Below are 16,356 nucleotides of genomic sequence, written 5' to 3' on the forward strand. Positions count from 1 at the left end.
CTGTCATCGTAGTGGCAAGAGTAACAGGTTCTTGTTGAACTTATATTAACTGAGAGGAGAGAACGCGAGATATGCTGCTGGAGATGGATCAGATTACGAAAAAGTACGGCGAATTCACGGCGAATCGGGATATCCGTTTTAATTTGCGTGAAGGGGAAATCCATGCCCTCGTGGGCGAGAATGGCGCAGGTAAAACAACTTTAATGCGCATGTTGTATGGGATGGAGCAGCCTACATCAGGCACAATTAAGGTTCGTGGACGTGAGGTAAGCTTCGCAACCCCGTCTCAAGCCATGGCCAGCGGTATTGGCATGGTACATCAGCATTTCATGCTGTTTCCTTCCTTTACGGTTGCCGAGAATATCGTCATTGGTCGTGAGCCAGCGTCTGCAGGGGTGTTCGACCGTAAACAGGCCGCTGCACAAGTGAATGAGCTGGGTAGAAAGTACGGGATGCCTGTTGATCCATGGAAAAAAGTAGCGGAGTGCCCGCTTGGTTTGCAGCAGCGTGTAGAGATTTTGAAGGTACTGCATCAAGGTGCAGATATCATTATATTGGATGAGCCTTCGGCGGTACTGACACCACTCGAAGTGAAGGAACTGCTGGCGAATATGAAATCACTCGCCAAGTTAGGCAAAACATTTGTTTTAATCACACACAAGCTACAGGAAGTTATGGACGTGGCGGATCGGATTACCGTTCTTCGCGATGGTCAGGTTACAGGCACGCTGGATGCCAAAGACACGAATATCGAAGAGTTGTCACGGTTAATGGTAGGACGTGAGCTTGTACGGATGAATAAACAACCGGCGGCTCCGACTGAAACGGTGCTACAGGTGGAGGATGTGAATCTATCAGGAGGCAAGGATCGTTCTGCGCTTCATCATATTCACATGAACATTCGAAAAGGTGAGATTGTCGGGATTGCTGGAATTTCCGGCAACGGACAATCTGAGCTAATCCAGATTATTGCCGGACTTCGGAAAGCGGAGCGTGGTCGTGTCCTATTGTCAGGGCAGGATACAACGAATTGGCCTGTGCGCCGCATTCGTGAACATGGACTAGCCCATATCCCTGAGGATCGTTATATGTGGGGAGCAGCTAAGGATGCAAGTGTTCGCGAAAATGGATTGATGGGACACCACCATAAGCTACAATCACGCGGTATCATCAAAGCAAAGGCAGCTCGTACGATGGTAGAGAGTTGGATCAAGCAGTTCAGTATCAAGACAGGTTCTGCGGAGACGAAAGCACAGTTCTTATCTGGGGGTAACCTCCAGAAGCTGATTGCTGCGCGAGAGTTTGCCCAGGATACTCCGTTCCTTATTGCTGCTGAGCCTACACGGGGTGTAGATATCGGAGCAATGGAGACGATTCATGCTGAATTGCTGCGTAAGCGCAATGAGGGTGCAGGAATTCTATTAGTATCTTCTGAGTTATCTGAGATTTTGCAATTGTCCGATCGTATTCTGGTGATGTATGAAGGCGAGATCGCTGGAGAGCTGCAGGCAGATGAAGCGACGGAAGAACAGATCAGCTTGTTAATGGCAGGAGGGAAAGAGCGGGTATGAATCGGGTAAAGGAAAGTCTTCGTGGGCTCGTACAGCCGCTGCTTGCTGTATTGATTGGTCTTCTGGCAGGCGCTATAGCCATTATGGTCGTTGGCGGGTCTGTGGTCGATACGTATGCGGAGATGTGGAAAGGAGCCTTCGGCAACTTCTACTTCTTCACCAATACATTGGCTCGTTCTACGCCGATTATCTTGGCGGGACTTGGCGTGGCGCTGGCATTCCGTGCGGGATTCTTCAATATGGGTGCAGAGGGTCAGATGATTCTAGGTGGACTTAGTGCGGCGCTAACGGCGCTCTATCTGCCAGGGCCAGGTTGGTTCGTATGTATCGCAGCCATTGTGGCAGGCATTATTGCCGGAGGCATCTGGTCTTTATTTGCAGGCTGGCTTGATGCACGGTTTGGCATGAATCTATTAATCACAACATTACTATTAAACTATATTGCCATTAACTTCGGCGGGTATATGGTATCCTATCCGTTTAAAGATACGACGGGTTCCGCGGCTATGGCGCAGACACCCATGATTGATCAGACGGTATGGCTACCGAAGCTGTTTCAAGGAATGAGCTTACATGCTGGTTTTATTATCGCCATCGTAGCAGCCATTCTAATCTATTGGTTCACTCACAAAACGGTCACTGGTTATGAGATTCGTATGTTAGGCAGCAACCCTTCATTCGCTACGTATGGTGGTGTTCGCCGCATTCGGATGATGATGCTATCCATGATTATTAGTGGTGGCCTTGCAGGCCTTGCTGGAGCAGGGGAAGTGCTCGGCACCCAATACCGTTTCCTTGATGGTTCATTGTCGTCAGCTAGTTATGCTTGGAGCGGCATTATGGCTACATTGCTGGCTCGCTCTCATCCACTCGGTACAGCGGTAGCAGCCGTATTGCTCGCTGCACTACAGACTGGAGCGATGGGCATGGAGCGGAATACGGATGTTCCGCTGGAAGTAGGCAGTGTAATTCAGGCTGTATTAACGTTATTTGTATCGGCTCAGATTGGATATTCATTCCTGAAGCGGAGAAAGGAGAAAAAGTCCAATGCAACAACTGTTTGATGCCGCCTTGTTCGGCTCTACCTTACGGATTATGACTCCGATCCTGCTCGCGGCGCTCGGTGGTGCTTTATGCTCCCGGGTTGGTCTGTTCAATGTGGGTTTGGAAGGGCTTGTGCTCATTGGAGCCTTCTCAGCGATCGTGGGTAATTACCTGTTTGGCAATGTATTGCTTGCCGTGATCTTTTCTATCATTATTGTTATGCTGTTCTCAGCGTTATTTGCCTTTATTAGTATTAATCTAAAAGCGAACGCCATCGTCGTCGGTATCTCGCTTAATTTCTTGGCCGCAGGGCTAACGACCTTTGCACTGCGTGCGATTTTCGACGTGAAAGGCGCATACTACGATAAAGACATGCAAGGTCTCCCGAAATGGGACATTCCTCTGATTAAGGATATCCCGTGGGTGGGGGATGTATTTTCGGGTCATAGTCCGTTAATCTATCTGGGCATTCTCATTGTGATTGGGCTCCAATTCTATCTATTTAAAAGCGTCTCCGGATTCCGCCTGCGCTCAGTGGGTGAAAATCCAGTTGCGGCACAGAGTATCGGTATCAAGGTGCGCGGTATCCAGTACGGAGCGGTTCTTATGTGTGGTGTGTTGTGTGCGCTGGCTGGAGCGCAATTGTCGCTTGGACAAGTGACCATGTTTACCGAAGGTATGACGGCTGGCCGTGGATTCATTGCACTCGTTGCTACGATGCTGGGACAGGCGAATCCGCTCGGGGTAATGGGTTCTAGCGTGCTGTTTGGTTTCATGGAGGCATTCAGTATTCGTCTACAGGGCTTCACGTTGCCAACGCATTTTACTCAAATGTTGCCGTATATCGTAACACTGGTAGCGATGTTCTTCTTCAAAGACCGTACCTATCAACAGGATGCATTGAAAGCGGGCGGAAGCTCGCGTTAATTCGTTAAGTTCCACCACGGAGAGTTTATGAAAAGGGAGGGAGCACGTTGCTAAATAAGGCTGAACGGTTGAAAAAGACGAAATCACCCGCACCCAAAGTAGGTGCTGAGCATGGAGATCGCCTGCCGCCGGGGCAGATGTTGACCGAGAAATTCCCGATCCTGCATGAAGGAGAAGTGCCCGAGTACGACCTGTCTACATGGGATCTGAAGGTGTTCGGTGAAGTTGAAGAGGAGAAGGTATTCTCCTTCGCAGAGCTTCAGGCGATGCCACAGGTGAATACGGTGAGCGATATCCACTGTGTGACCCGTTGGTCCAAGTTTGATACGCCATGGGAAGGCATTCGTTTCTCGGAATTCGTGAAGCTTCTTGGCGTTAAGCCAGAGGCGAAATATGTGATGGTTCATGCAGATCATGATTATGAAACGAATGTTCCACTGGAAGAGCTTATGCATGACGATGTACTGCTAGCTTTCAAATATAATGGCGAGCCACTTACGCCGAAGCATGGGTATCCATTACGGCTGGTTGTGCCGCAGTTATACTTTTGGAAGAGTGCGAAATGGGTACGTGGGCTTGAGTTCATGACGGAAGACCGCAATGGGTTCTGGGAAAATAATGGGTTCCATCATTTTGCCGATCCGTTCAAGGAGCAGCGCTTCTCGGGTGAGGATCTACCGATCCCAGAAGACGAATGGACGAAGAAGGAGTTTGATTGAGATGTTGATGCCGATTTTGCAAATTCACTCTGAGGACATGCCGTCATATGCCATCGTCTGTGGTGACCCGGCGCGTGCGGAGAAGATTTCTCGTAAGTTAGAACAGGTGAGAGAGCTGGCATTTAGCCGCGAGTATCGCACATTTGTGGGACAATTCGACGGTGTGCAGATGGCTGTGGTTAGTCATGGCGTAGGTTCGCCGGGAGCGGCTGTATGTTTCGAAGAACTCATTCGTGCAGGTGTGACCACACTAATTCGTGTAGGAACAGCAGGTTCGTATACTGCTGAGTATCCAGCCGGTAGCGTTATTGTCAGCACTGCAGCGGTTCGCACGGATGGATTGACTCGCCAGCTCGTGCCAGATGGTTTCCCGGCTGTAGCAGATATCGGTGTTACGCAAGCGCTGATTGAAGCTGCTCGCGGAAAGGGAAGCGGGAAGGATGGATTCTCTGTAGCTTCCGATGCATCAACAGCAGGTGCAACTAAGGTGGGAGTGGGCATTACCGTTACACTAGATGCCTTCTTCACCGGAGTAGAAGAAATTCCACATCGCAAGTACAAGCAGGCAGGTGCGCTTGCGGCAGAGATGGAAATTGCTGCGCTCTACATCATCAGCACCTTGCGTGGTGCTCGTGCTGGGGCAATCGTAGCGATTGATGGCTTCGCAGACAGTGACCTGGCTGCCGAGTATGATCCGCATACGGATGCGGTGGCGAACGCAGTGGAGCATGAGATCAATACGGCGCTACAAGCGCTGGCTACATTGGCGCGTCAGGATCAGGCGTAATTAGCAAGGCGCATTGCTAGAGATCGATCATGCAAAATCCAATACAGATATGCAAAGTGGGATAATCCCTTTTTGCATGGATGCATCAAAAGGCCGGACTCCTTCAATGGAGGTCCGGCCTTTGTTTGAGATTACATACTTTATTTGCTGTACTTATCAGAGTGCTTTTTCCATAGATAACAGTTTTTTATAATACCTGATATCGAAGTCAGAATACACAGTGTGATCAAAATAATAACTCCAGGTGAACTCCATTGTATCTGGAAAGCATTCAACGTATTGTTGAAACCGTAACTAAACATGTGCATAGCTACAATCAAAACGATACAAAATCCAAATGTATAAATTCCGACTAGAAAAGGTTTAAGAAAGCAAAATTTAAAAACACCAGCTGTCAGCATCTTATTCCAATTGTTTTGAGTGATGTCCATGTTTTCACCCCCTAGTAAACATTTGCAGATAAGCTAATATCTCTAATAAATATACCATCAATGCTTACCCTAAACCTGTGTTTCCTGAACAACGTAGACTTTCTCAAATGAATGATCCTGCCAATAGTGGGTACGTTATATAAAGGAACATCATCATGAATACAGAGATTAGGGAGGATTCCGACATGACACAGAACAATCAACCTCAAGATGAGGCGGCAATTCGTAACAAACTGGATGAAGATGGGGATTCTTTGATGGAGAAAAAGAAGATCCTAAGTGGTGTAGACATTGAGCCACAAGCAGATGAATGGGCAGCCAAGCCATCTCCTGTAGCCTTTAACAGTGTAAAGTCCTCTTCCAAAGAGTAAAACGAGCTATGGCTGAATTGTGGCGGATACCTTCAGGGTATCTGCCTTTTGATGTACAAGGATGTACAGTGGTCATACGGTAGATGTATAATACTGGGAACATCTTGAGCAAGGAGAGGGTATAGCAATGAATGAAGTGAGCATCCGCAGGGCTTTAAGTAGAGATTATCCAGGAGTGTCCGCGCTGATGGATGAACTGCACCGTATGCATGTCGAGGCACGTCCTGACATATATAGACCGCTACAGCCTAGAATGAGTCAGCAGGAATTTGAGGACTTGTTGAATGCAGAAGATCGCTACCTGTATGTAGCTGAAGCAGCGGAGCAGGGAGAAATCTGTGGGTACGTGAGTGCCCAACTCAATAAAATCCAGAAAGTAGAGCTATTGATGGATCGAGATGTACTCTTCATTAATGAGATTATTATTGATCCCAAGTATCGTGGACGTAGCATTGGACAGATGATGATGGCGGTGCTTGTTGAGCTGGGAAAAGAACTTCAAGCCGATCATCTAGAGCTAACCGTAGCTTCGTTTAACCAAGGGGCACAAGAGTTTTACGAAAAGTTAGGTCTGGTCGTCCGCAGCAGCAGAATGGAATACATACTAAATAAATTGAACTAAATATTTACACAAGAGCGGAGGGACAGAAATAACGTGAAGAAGCGAAGCGTTCGCCTTTATCTCCGGATTTTCCCCTTGGAAAAGGGAATCAAAAAATCTGGGGATAACAGCGATCGGAATGTTGTTCTGTCATCGAAGTGGTCAGTGTAAATATTTATAGTTTCTCTTGAATACCCCCATGGGGTATGTTATTCTGGAGTCAGAATGATGAAGAGGGGTGTTTATGATGGATCATCAGAGCCATCCCAAGGACGTAATGGAACCTTCCGGAACCGATGTACCTGAAGTATTGGAGCCGGATTCTGCACAAACGGCGAATTCATGCCATGCTCATGCTGATAACGATGACGGGAAGCAAGTCCGTAAGAGTCATCACTCACAAGAGATGAAGGGCAATCTGATTTCACGGTTAAATCGTGTTGAAGGACAGATTCGTGGAATTAAAGGGCTTATTGAGAAGGATACGTATTGTGATGATGTCCTGACACAGATCGCGGCAGCCCAGTCAGCGCTTAATTCAGTAGGAAAACTTCTGCTTGAAGGGCATATGAAGAGCTGCATCGTTGAGCGAATTCAGGCAGGGGAACATGAAGTAGTCGATGAACTGCTGGTTACGGTAAGGAAATTAATGAAGTGAATATTGTTACTTAATCTAAATAAGTTCAACTAAACTTTTTACACGAGAACGTAGAGGACGGAAATAACATGAAGAAGCGGAGCGCTCGCCTTTATCCCTGGATTTTCCCCGTTGACAAAGGGAATCAAAAAAATCTGGGGATAACAGCGATCGGAAGGTTATTCTGTCATCGGAGTGGTAAGTGTAACATTCTTTAATTGAACTTATACATTGCCCATAAGGAGGAATATATGATGTCTAATGTTACATTGAACGTAGCAGGAATGTCCTGTAATCACTGTGTGAAGGCTGTTGAAGAAGCCGTGAAGAATGCTGGTGCGAGTGGTCAGGTCGATCTGCAAGCTGGAACGGTAGCGGTAGAGTATGATGAGCAGAAGGTTAACGTGGATCAGATCAAGGCAGCCATTGAAGACCAAGGATACGATGTAGCTTAATTATTTTTTCTCAATTTTCGTCTGATTCATATGAATGATTTATGATGATCTGGCTTGAACAGAACTTCCTTGTGTAACTCAAGGGACGAGAAGAATCAGTAGATTTTTTTCGAATAAGTTCATCGTTTAAGCCTTATTTTTTCTAATGAATATACCCCCATAGGGTATTGGGGAACAAAATTGAACGGAGATGACGACATGGATAAGCCAGCAACAGACAACACTGCAACTGGCTCAGCATTACCACCCGTAGAGGGAGCATCTGGTTTACTCACCACATTCCAAATTACAGGCATGACCTGTGCAGCGTGTTCTTCTCGAATCGAGAAGGGGTTATCCCGCATGGAGGGGGTTAATCAGGCAAACGTTAATCTCGCAATAGAGCAGGCGACCGTTAGGTACGATCCCAAAGTCACTAATGTCAATCAACTGCGGGATAAGGTTGAAGCGTTGGGTTATGGCACAGTTACGGAATCGGTAGATCTGGATATAACGGGCATGACCTGTGCCGCTTGTTCGGCTCGGATCGAGAAAGGGTTATCCCGCTTACCGGGTGTATCTCGTGCCAATGTGAATTTAGCGCTGGAGACAGGGCATGTCGAGTATACAGCAGGCGTGCTGAAAGCATCGGACATCACGGCTAAGATTAGACAGCTCGGTTATGGCGCAGAATTACAACAGACGGGAGAGGAAACTTCATCTGCCCGAGAGCGGGAATTGCAACGTAAGAAGTGGAAATGGATGATATCTGCAGCACTTTCGATTCCTTTGTTATGGGCGATGGTAGGTCACTTCTCCTTCACATCGTGGATTTGGGTGCCTGATCTATTCATGAACCCTTGGTTCCAATTGCTGCTGGCAACGCCAGTCCAGTTTGTGATTGGATGGCAGTTCTATGTGGGAGCTTACAAAGCATTGCGCAGCGGTAGTGCCAATATGGATGTGCTCGTGGCTTTGGGTACAAGTGCGGCATTCTTCTACAGTCTCTATCTGACGTTATCTAGTGGTTATCTACCTGCGACTTCGATGGATCACGGTGCAATGGGGACGAGCACAGCCGCTATGCCTGCGGTGGAGCTTTATTATGAGACGAGTGCGATTCTAATCACACTGATATTACTCGGTAAATGGTTCGAGGCTGTAGCGAAAGGACGCTCATCCCAGGCAATCAAGAGCTTGATCGAATTAGCACCGCGTGAAGCCCGTGTCATTCGAGATGGGCAGGAGGTCGTTATCCCTGCGAGTTATGTTGCTGTGGGTGATCTCGTTCTTGTGAAACCAGGGGATAGTATCCCGGTGGACGGCATCGTGGAGGAAGGGCAATCTTCTGTAGATGAATCGATGCTCAGTGGAGAGAGTTTACCTGTAGATAAAAAGCCTGGCGATGCTGTTACAGGGGCTACTTTGAACAAAAACGGCATGTTACGCCTAAGAGCGACCCGAGTGGGTGCAGATACTGCTCTATCCCAGATTATCAAAGTCGTTGAACAAGCGCAGGGCTCTAAAGCTCCAATTCAACGGATTGCAGATGTGATTTCAGGTATTTTTGTCCCGATTGTTGTGGGCATTGCCGCCGTTACCTTCCTTGTCTGGTACTTCTTCGCAAGTCCAGGTGACTTCGCGGGGTCATTGGAAAAAGCAATTGCTGTCTTGGTTATCGCCTGTCCATGTGCCTTGGGTTTGGCTACGCCAACCTCGGTTATGGCTGGATCGGGGCGAGCTGCAGAATATGGTATTTTGTTCAAAGGTGGCGAACATCTGGAATCAGCACAGCAGATTCAAACTGTTGTATTGGACAAAACGGGTACAGTAACTCAGGGTAAACCTGTGCTTACAGACGTTGTAACAGCTTCGGGCTGGACGGAAATGGAACTATTACAACGAGTTGGCGCAGCAGAACAAAATTCGGAGCATCCACTCGCTGAGGCTATCGTGGAAGGAATCCGAGGTAAAGACATCGCTCTGAGTCCATCCGAGCAATTCGAGAACATACCTGGCTACGGCGTTCGAGCTCACGTTCAGGGACAAGAGATTCTCGTGGGAACCCGGCGCTTGCTTGCTGATGCTAAGGTGAATGTTCCAGATGGTACGGTGACTCAGATGAACCAACTGGAGGAACAAGGGCGTACAGCGATGTTGGTTGCGATTGATGGTGTGTGGGCAGGGATTGTTGCTGTTGCAGATACGATTAAGGAAACGTCACGCGAAGCGGTAAGCCGTCTGCAAGCGATGGGGATCGACGTCATCATGATTACCGGTGACAATGAGCGAACAGCACGCGCTGTGGCAGAACAAGCGGGAATCCGTAGCGTTTTGGCAGAGGTGCTCCCAGAGGGCAAAGCGGCAGAAGTGAAGAAGCTGCAGGCTAATGGTCGTAAGGTGGCTATGGTTGGAGATGGAATTAACGATGCACCAGCTCTGGCGACAGCCGATATTGGGATGGCCATTGGGACAGGAACAGATGTAGCGATGGAAGCGGCGGATATTACGTTGATGCGTGGTGACCTGAATAGCATTGCTGACGCGATTGAGATGAGCCGGCGAACAATGGGGAATATCAAGCAGAATCTGTTCTGGGCGCTTGGATATAATGTGATTGGTATTCCCATTGCAGCTGTGGGCTTTCTTGCACCATGGTTAGCTGGTGCTGCGATGGCGTTCAGCTCGGTGTCTGTTGTGTTAAATGCCTTACGTTTGCAACGAATGAAGCTGCAACATAAATCATAGAGCAACAACTAGAAATTGAATCAAGCTCATTGGGAATCGGTAGGATATCCATTAAATTAGGTGAGGCTTGTACGAAGAGATATGTCCTGAGTTATTTCTATAAATGATATGAAAAGAGAGTAGTGACTTTTTTCTAAAAAAAGTTACCCTCTTTCATTAATTTTCAGAAATTCCATTGACAATAATGACATATACACTTAAAATTTAAACATTCGTTTGATTCAAACAAATGTTTATATCAAATTCGAACTACTTTGCAATGGAGGATAAGATCTATGGTACAGGCTTTACGCGTTTTGTTTAAAAAACCACCAGTGATTGTTGGAATCGTGACGGCACTTATGTTCCAAGTGATTTTTAGCATCATCTGGATGACTGCATATTCAGGAGTGAATGATCGCACGAATGAGCTTACTGTTGCGATTGTAAACGAGGATGGAGAACTATCCCAAGGAATTGCCGAACGATTGGCAGAGACGTTACCGTTTCATACCGTATCCAATCTAACTTCGGAAGAAGCAATTGATCAGCTTAATCATCACCAAGTTCATATGGTACTCGGCATTCCGGCTGGCTTTAATGAATTGCTTCAAACGGCTGGATCAACTGCTGAAATTAAATACACAATCAATGAAGCTAACCCGGTGACGATCAAAAGCATGATGCAAGGTGTATCACAGTCCGTAACCAACACGATCAACAAGCAGGCTACTGCTCAAGGTGTGCAGACGGTGTTAACCGCAACAGGAACACCAGCAGATCAAGCCGCTAATGTGGCGACTAACCTGACTTCCCGTGTGGAAGGCGTAACAACGTCCATTAACCCGGTGAACGGAATGAATAATCAGATGGTACCGATGATGATGGTGCTGGCATCTTATGTTGGAGCTATGATCATGGGCATGAATCTGCAAACGGCTATGGGGATGTTGTCCGCAACGTTCTCTCGCTGGACGCTATTTGGTGCAAGAATTGTCATTAACGTAGGTTCAGCCCTAGTTGTATCCTTACTCGGATCTTCACTTATCGTTGCGCTTGGCGGGCAGATTGAACAAGGGTTCGTCGCATTCTGGTTATTCCAAGCCTTGTTCCTCTGCACGTTCATGTTCTTCTCGCAGTTCTTCTTGATCTGCTTCGGGCCTGCAGGAAGCTTGTTCAATGTTATCTCGCTATCCTTGCAGCTCGTATCCTCAGGAGCGATGGTACCACGTGAATTGCTGAATGGATTCTATAGTGGTGTAGGTCAATTTTTGCCGGCTACTTACGCAGTTCAAGGTATCTTGAGTGCTCAATTGGGCGGCCCAGGAATTCAGTCTGCTGCAGGTTCAATTGTTCTTATTCTGGCGATTGTGGTCGCACTCTCTCTGCTGGTTACCCTTGTGAAGAAACAGCGTGTACCCGCAGGTGCACCAAGCCCAGCACCATCTAACGCTTAATACCTAAGTTTATACAGATGAAGCAACACTGTATACTAACACCAAGCCCCCCATTGATTGCCGATGGGGGGCTTGGTGTAATAGTAGATGGAGGATACAACTTCACATATGCCATGCTGATTGGCTATGCCTTGCGCTTTGTTGCACAAACTTTCATAATAGATAATTATGTATAATTTCATTAAACATTTACAAGAGAACGGATTAGAGGAGCGAACGGAATGACGGAACCAGATTTGGACATTAAAACGAGGATATTGCTTGCAGCCAAGAAGCTTTTTGCAGGTCAGGGGTATGACGGGACGAGTGTCCGTCAAATCTGTGATGAAGCAGGAGCGAATGTGTCCCTGGTCTCTTATCACTTTGGCGGCAAAGAAAAGGTGTTTGAAGCATTGTTTGAACACTTCTTCCCTGGTCAGATGCTGAATGAGCTGGCTGCAGCGTCTATGTCTCCCGTGGAAGGTGTCCGGCGGATTGTGGGTCAAGTTGTGAAGTTTACCATGGTAGACACCGAGATGAGCGATATTGTGCAGCTTGAAATTACACTACGGACACATCGTACGCCGACGGTTTTTCGTTTCCTTGATCCAATCTGGACGAAGGTAAGAGATTTACTGCAAGAAGGTAAAGATCAGGGTATTTTTCGTATTGAATCCGTGTCGTATGCCACATTACAGGTGATGGGGGCAACTTTGGCGCATAAACGAGCCAAAAATTCACGTTTTCTAGCGGATTATCAGGGAATAACTACAGAGGAACTTGCTGAGCAAACAATTGAATTTGTACTTCGAGGATTAGGAGTGACGGACCATGAACGAAACGATTGAATTAATGATGAAGCACCGCTCTGTACGGAAATTCAAGGCAGATCCTATAAGTGAAGAACAGTTGGCAACGATCATTGCAGCTGGACAGATGGCGTCTTCCTCCAGCAGTGTGCAGGCGTATAGTGTAATTGCGGTCACGGATCTGGCTTTAAAATCGAAGCTTGCTGAGCTGGCAGGCAATCAGGCTTACGTGAACGAATGCCCCGTATTCCTAGTATGGTGCGCAGACCTCTTTCGACTGAAGGATGCGGCGAAGCAGCATATGCCAGACAAGGAAACCTACGCAGATTCGACGGAAAACTTTATGGTCGCTACCATTGATGTAGCACTTGCATCACAGAATGCAGCCCTTGCAGCGGAATCACTCGGCTATGGCATTGTCTATATTGGTGGACTTCGCACACGTATTGAGGAAGTTTCTGAGCTGCTGGGACTACCCGAAGGCGTATATCCGGTCTATGGCATGTGTATTGGTGTTGCCGATCAGGAGACAGGCATTCGTCCGCGCTTACCACTAGATGCTGTTCTTCATCAGAATCAGTATAATGCGGAGCAGACACTTGAAGGCATGGCGCGATATGATGAGACCACGGTAGCCTACATGAATGAACGGACGCAGGGCGCGAACAAGACCCCTTGGTCTGTATCGATGGCCAAACGTCTCACAGAGCCAGTGCGTTTGCAGATGAAGCCTTTCTTGGAAGGCAAAGGGTTCATGAAGCGTTAATGTGTGCGGGCAAATTGTATAGATAAGCACGTACGGATATAAGAAAGGTCAGTTAGGCTTCAAGCCTGACTGACCTTTTCTTACATAACTTTAGAGCGATGATACTGGCAAACCGTAGAACCGTTTCGCATTCTGGTAGAAAAGTCGTGCAGCGCGTTCGGTGCCCATCCCCATGACCTCGCACCAACTCTGAATAACTTGCCTTGTCATCGCTGGATGAGTCATCCGCCCTTGGAAAGGGCCTTCGAAAGGCCACGGTCCATCGGTCTCAGCCATAACCTGCTCCGATGGATACTGCCTTGCCAGTTCGCGGATCTCTTCCTCATACATAATATCAGGGGTGAAGGAGACAAAATAACCGTTATCTGCCATGCGTGCGATCGTCTGGCGTGAGCCTTTGAACCAGTGGAAATGGGCACGACGGAACTGATACTTCTCAAGCAAATCACAGGCGATATCAGCATCTTCATACACGGCATGAAGAACGAGAGGCTTGTTGTACTGCTTCGCAAGCTGAATGAACTGTTCCAGCAATTCAATATAGCCGCTCTGATCCCATGAGTTTCCTGCTTGCTCCGCTTCTTGTCTGCTGTAATAGGGTAAGCCCACCTCTCCAATGGCTACGGCTTGTCCTATATGCTGTTTGATCCAGCCAAGGAGTAGATGCAGATCCCCTGCAGAAGGGAGCGGTTGCTCTGGATGGTAGCCAAAGGCAGGAAATACCGTACGTGGGTTATGCTTGGCAAGTTCCAGATTGGCGTGGCAGGAATCCATATTCATGGAGACCGCAATGAGGGCTTCAACCTGCTGGGAGGAGAGGGATTGCAGTATAGACTGTTGTTGCGTTGTTGTATATTGATCCAAGTGGATATGGGCATCGATTAACGGTGCTATAGCACGAGTATCCATAATTTCCTCCTTATGATTAATAGAGTCTAACTATTCATGGTACGTCGTATATTTCAAGTCGGATCACCCATATTAGGTGAAAAAATACATTTTTACATAGCCTGCTTACCGCTCTGTTTGACACACGACAATAACTCTAAAAACCCGCGCTATATAGATAGGCGGGTTTTGTGCTGTTCTTCTCTCATCCACTGTGAAATTTGGCGTTTGCGTTCAAGGAAGGCAGAGTCCTCCGTAACCGATTCACGTCGTGGGCGATCGAATGGAACAATAACCTCTTGCAGCACGGTTGCTGGGCGGTTGGATAGAACATACACCCGATCCGCTAGCAGAAGAGCTTCCTCAATGTTGTGTGTAATGAATAACACCGAGCGGCGATTCTGTTCCCAGATCTCCAGCAGCCAGCGCTGCATATCACTACGTGTCAAGGCATCAAGCGCACTGAAAGGCTCATCAAGCAGCATAAGCTCTTGTGGACTGAGTAACGCACGCAGGAAAGCAACCCGCTGCTGCATTCCTCCTGAGAGCATATGTGGATAAGCTCGCTCGAAGCCAGCTAGACCAACACTCGCCAACCATTTGCGTGCTTCAGCAATCGCTTCTGTTCGGGGTAGAGCCGTCTTCGATACTTCGCCAGCTAACACCACATTATCTTCAATCGTTCGCCAAGGCAGGAGAGCGGGCTGTTGTGGCATGTAGCTGATTTTGCCCCGTTGTCCGGTAACGTCATGCCCTTGCATGAGAATTCGTCCAGCCTGCGGCTTAAGCAAACCGCCAATGATATGAAAAAGAGTACTTTTGCCACAGCCGGATGGACCGACAATGGCTACAAATTCGCCTTGCCCAACCGTTAGGGACAGATCATCCAATACGGAGAGTGTTTTGCGTCGCTCACGATATGAGGCATGAACCTGCATAACCTCAAGAGCTGGAGAGGCTTGGGTAATCCCGCTTGGTAGTAATGTAGAATCAGACTGTTGAATTGTTGTCTGTGTCGTTGAATTTTGGTTTGTCCCATGTTCATGTTCATTCATTAGGTTATCGGTAAGGTGATCGTTCAGTTTCTTCTGCTCGTCTCTCATCCCGGTTTCACATCCTTGCCACAAGGTTTTCCAGTGCCATTATTATCGTTTTTGTGGTCGCCAGCGCACGAGTAGCTTCTCAAGCAGTGCAATCAGTAGGAAGAGCAACAGACTGAGCGCCACAATAATCATAATGGCTACAAATAGTCGATCCGTTCGATATGCAGACTTCTGTAACATCATGTAGTATCCGATGCCCTTATCTGCTCCGATCCATTCTGCAATGATGGCTCCCATCACACTATATGTAGCGGCTATTTTGATTCCAGAGAAGACTGAGGGCAGCGCGTGCGGAAGCTCCAGTTTCCAGAATAGCTGTCCACGTTTGGCGCCAGCCATACGCATATAGTTCATCATCATGGCATCCGTACGGGTTAATCCATCCATGGCGGCTACGGCGACAGGGAAGAAGCAGACCAGAATGATGGTAATTAATTTGGGCAGCAATCCGAATCCGAACCAGATCAGCAAGAGCGGTGCTAGCGCGATGGTTGGAATGTTCTGGCTTAGGATAAGCAAAGGATAGAGCGCAGACTTTAGAAATGGGATCAGGTGAAGCACCATGGCAATCAGCAGTCCCACCAACGTTCCTGCGGCGAATCCGATGAGTGTTAACTGGATCGTTGCCCATGCATGCATACCAAGTCGATCCGCCTGTGAAGCTGCTTCACGAGCGATGTCCGAAGGGGCAGGTAGCATCCACTTTTCAATATGAAACAGCGAGACCGCTCCTTGCCATATCGCAATAAAGAGAATAACCGCCACAAGGGGCGGCCATACGCTTTTGAAATAGGCATGCATTAGCGATATTTCTCCGTTAGTTTATCCATGCTGAATCCGGCACCGCCGCTATGGGCGATTTTGATCTGGGAGATGATGCTTGGGCTACCAGCGTCCACAAGTGCTTCATGCATTTTGCGAACAACGTCCAGCAGTTCCTCCAGCTCACCTTCCATCGTTGTTTCTAGGGGATTGACCTGATATTTCACACCAGATTGTTGAATGACTTCAATAGCGCGATCTACATACGGATATGAGTCCTCACCATTTGGCGTCTTCGGGATGACTTGAATACTGAGTAATGTGCTTGCCATGGAGTTCACGG

At 47.7% G+C, this 16,356-nt stretch carries 17 protein-coding genes; 13 read left to right on the forward strand and 4 right to left on the reverse strand.

All coding sequences use genetic code 11. The features are described 5' to 3' along the window. The first annotated feature begins 71 nt into the window (after nucleotides 1-71). The 13 genes from V6W81_RS01995 to nfsA all read left to right on the forward strand — a co-directional run bounded on the left by V6W81_RS01995 (nucleotide 72) and on the right by nfsA (nucleotide 13,260). The gene (locus V6W81_RS01995; RefSeq protein ID WP_145050109.1) at nucleotides 72-1,571 is read left to right on the forward strand and encodes an ABC transporter ATP-binding protein; all 1,500 of its coding nucleotides are present in this window, start codon (nucleotides 72-74) and stop codon (nucleotides 1,569-1,571) included. Beyond that, entirely contained in the window at nucleotides 1,568-2,635 is a 1,068-nt protein-coding gene (locus V6W81_RS02000) for an ABC transporter permease (protein ID WP_128100003.1), read from the forward strand. Before V6W81_RS01995 ends, V6W81_RS02000 begins: the two co-directional genes overlap by 4 nt. Then, a complete protein-coding gene (locus V6W81_RS02005) occupies nucleotides 2,619-3,542 on the forward strand; it encodes an ABC transporter permease (RefSeq protein WP_128100004.1) in 924 nt (307 codons plus the stop codon). The genes V6W81_RS02000 and V6W81_RS02005 overlap by 17 nt, the downstream gene beginning before the upstream one ends. A 47-nt stretch (nucleotides 3,543-3,589) precedes the next feature. Then, nucleotides 3,590-4,261, forward strand: a complete 672-nt coding sequence (locus V6W81_RS02010) for a sulfite oxidase-like oxidoreductase (RefSeq protein ID WP_056703787.1) — start codon at nucleotides 3,590-3,592, stop codon at nucleotides 4,259-4,261. A 1-nt stretch (nucleotide 4,262) separates the two neighbouring features. After that, nucleotides 4,263-5,048, forward strand: coding sequence for a nucleoside phosphorylase (locus V6W81_RS02015; protein ID WP_338541381.1), 786 nt, complete (start codon nucleotides 4,263-4,265; stop codon nucleotides 5,046-5,048). Nucleotides 5,049-5,664: 616 nt separating this feature from the next. Continuing rightward, nucleotides 5,665-5,850: a hypothetical protein gene (locus V6W81_RS02020; RefSeq protein ID WP_056703799.1), complete on the forward strand. Its 186-nt coding sequence runs from the start codon at nucleotides 5,665-5,667 to the stop codon at nucleotides 5,848-5,850. 127 nt (nucleotides 5,851-5,977) lie between these two features. Continuing rightward, a complete protein-coding gene (locus tag V6W81_RS02025; protein ID WP_338541382.1) occupies nucleotides 5,978-6,472 on the forward strand; it encodes a GNAT family N-acetyltransferase in 495 nt (164 codons plus the stop codon). A gap of 226 nt (nucleotides 6,473-6,698) precedes the next feature. Beyond that, a complete protein-coding gene (locus V6W81_RS02030) occupies nucleotides 6,699-7,109 on the forward strand; it encodes a metal-sensitive transcriptional regulator (protein WP_186381009.1) in 411 nt (136 codons plus the stop codon). A 233-nt stretch (nucleotides 7,110-7,342) separates the two neighbouring features. Continuing rightward, nucleotides 7,343-7,543 carry a copper ion binding protein gene (locus tag V6W81_RS02035; protein ID WP_056703804.1) on the forward strand — a complete coding sequence of 67 codons (201 nt, stop codon included), beginning with the start codon at nucleotides 7,343-7,345 and terminating at the stop codon, nucleotides 7,541-7,543. 198 nt (nucleotides 7,544-7,741) lie between these two features. Further along, nucleotides 7,742-10,270 (forward strand): heavy metal translocating P-type ATPase, encoded by a 2,529-nt coding sequence (locus tag V6W81_RS02040; RefSeq protein WP_338541383.1) that lies wholly within the window; start codon nucleotides 7,742-7,744, stop codon nucleotides 10,268-10,270. A 275-nt stretch (nucleotides 10,271-10,545) separates the two neighbouring features. Next, complete coding sequence (locus V6W81_RS02045) at nucleotides 10,546-11,706, forward strand: YhgE/Pip domain-containing protein (protein ID WP_145408042.1); 1,161 nt, start codon at nucleotides 10,546-10,548, stop codon at nucleotides 11,704-11,706. Between the two features lie 221 nt (nucleotides 11,707-11,927). Beyond that, nucleotides 11,928-12,533 (forward strand): TetR family transcriptional regulator, encoded by a 606-nt coding sequence (locus V6W81_RS02050; protein WP_338541384.1) that lies wholly within the window; start codon nucleotides 11,928-11,930, stop codon nucleotides 12,531-12,533. Continuing rightward, complete coding sequence (gene nfsA / locus V6W81_RS02055) at nucleotides 12,517-13,260, forward strand: oxygen-insensitive NADPH nitroreductase (protein ID WP_338541385.1); 744 nt, start codon at nucleotides 12,517-12,519, stop codon at nucleotides 13,258-13,260. The genes V6W81_RS02050 and nfsA overlap by 17 nt, the downstream gene beginning before the upstream one ends. A 90-nt stretch (nucleotides 13,261-13,350) precedes the next feature. Here the strand turns inward: nfsA and V6W81_RS02060 are convergent, their stop codons facing one another. From V6W81_RS02060 to V6W81_RS02075, 4 genes are all read right to left on the reverse strand, one after another. Beyond that, nucleotides 13,351-14,169: a TatD family hydrolase gene (locus V6W81_RS02060; protein WP_338541386.1), complete on the reverse strand. Its 819-nt coding sequence runs from the start codon at nucleotides 14,167-14,169 to the stop codon at nucleotides 13,351-13,353. 149 nt (nucleotides 14,170-14,318) lie between these two features. Next, complete coding sequence (locus V6W81_RS02065; protein WP_338543915.1) at nucleotides 14,319-15,086, reverse strand: ABC transporter ATP-binding protein; 768 nt, start codon at nucleotides 15,084-15,086, stop codon at nucleotides 14,319-14,321. A 207-nt stretch (nucleotides 15,087-15,293) separates the two neighbouring features. Further along, entirely contained in the window at nucleotides 15,294-16,052 is a 759-nt protein-coding gene (locus tag V6W81_RS02070; protein WP_056703820.1) for an ABC transporter permease, read from the reverse strand. Continuing rightward, nucleotides 16,052-16,345, reverse strand: a complete 294-nt coding sequence (locus tag V6W81_RS02075) for a thiamine-binding protein (protein ID WP_056703822.1) — start codon at nucleotides 16,343-16,345, stop codon at nucleotides 16,052-16,054. Before V6W81_RS02075 ends, V6W81_RS02070 begins: the two co-directional genes overlap by 1 nt. Between the last annotated feature and the right edge of the window lie 11 nt (nucleotides 16,346-16,356).

The sequence above is a fragment of the Paenibacillus tundrae genome, from assembly GCF_036884255.1.
Taxonomy (GTDB): Bacteria; Bacillota; Bacilli; order Paenibacillales; family Paenibacillaceae; genus Paenibacillus.

Excerpts from the sequence above, each read along its gene's own strand:
- V6W81_RS02015 (WP_338541381.1), top strand. The coding sequence starts at position 4,263 with ATGTTGATGCCGATTTTGCAAATTCACTCTGAGGACATGCCGTCATAT.
- V6W81_RS02005 (WP_128100004.1), top strand. The coding sequence starts at position 2,619 with ATGCAACAACTGTTTGATGCCGCCTTGTTCGGCTCTACCTTACGGATT.
- V6W81_RS02040 (WP_338541383.1), top strand. The coding sequence starts at position 7,742 with ATGGATAAGCCAGCAACAGACAACACTGCAACTGGCTCAGCATTACCA.
- V6W81_RS02025 (WP_338541382.1), top strand. The coding sequence starts at position 5,978 with ATGAATGAAGTGAGCATCCGCAGGGCTTTAAGTAGAGATTATCCAGGA.
- nfsA (WP_338541385.1), top strand. The coding sequence starts at position 12,517 with ATGAACGAAACGATTGAATTAATGATGAAGCACCGCTCTGTACGGAAA.
- V6W81_RS02060 (WP_338541386.1), bottom strand. The coding sequence starts at position 14,169 with ATGGATACTCGTGCTATAGCACCGTTAATCGATGCCCATATCCACTTG.
- V6W81_RS02035 (WP_056703804.1), top strand. The coding sequence starts at position 7,343 with ATGTCTAATGTTACATTGAACGTAGCAGGAATGTCCTGTAATCACTGT.
- V6W81_RS02045 (WP_145408042.1), top strand. The coding sequence starts at position 10,546 with ATGGTACAGGCTTTACGCGTTTTGTTTAAAAAACCACCAGTGATTGTT.
- V6W81_RS02075 (WP_056703822.1), bottom strand. The coding sequence starts at position 16,345 with ATGGCAAGCACATTACTCAGTATTCAAGTCATCCCGAAGACGCCAAAT.
- V6W81_RS02020 (WP_056703799.1), top strand. The coding sequence starts at position 5,665 with ATGACACAGAACAATCAACCTCAAGATGAGGCGGCAATTCGTAACAAA.
- V6W81_RS02065 (WP_338543915.1), bottom strand. The coding sequence starts at position 15,086 with ATGCAGGTTCATGCCTCATATCGTGAGCGACGCAAAACACTCTCCGTA.
- V6W81_RS02030 (WP_186381009.1), top strand. The coding sequence starts at position 6,699 with ATGGATCATCAGAGCCATCCCAAGGACGTAATGGAACCTTCCGGAACC.
- V6W81_RS02000 (WP_128100003.1), top strand. The coding sequence starts at position 1,568 with ATGAATCGGGTAAAGGAAAGTCTTCGTGGGCTCGTACAGCCGCTGCTT.
- V6W81_RS01995 (WP_145050109.1), top strand. The coding sequence starts at position 72 with ATGCTGCTGGAGATGGATCAGATTACGAAAAAGTACGGCGAATTCACG.
- V6W81_RS02070 (WP_056703820.1), bottom strand. The coding sequence starts at position 16,052 with ATGCATGCCTATTTCAAAAGCGTATGGCCGCCCCTTGTGGCGGTTATT.
- V6W81_RS02050 (WP_338541384.1), top strand. The coding sequence starts at position 11,928 with ATGACGGAACCAGATTTGGACATTAAAACGAGGATATTGCTTGCAGCC.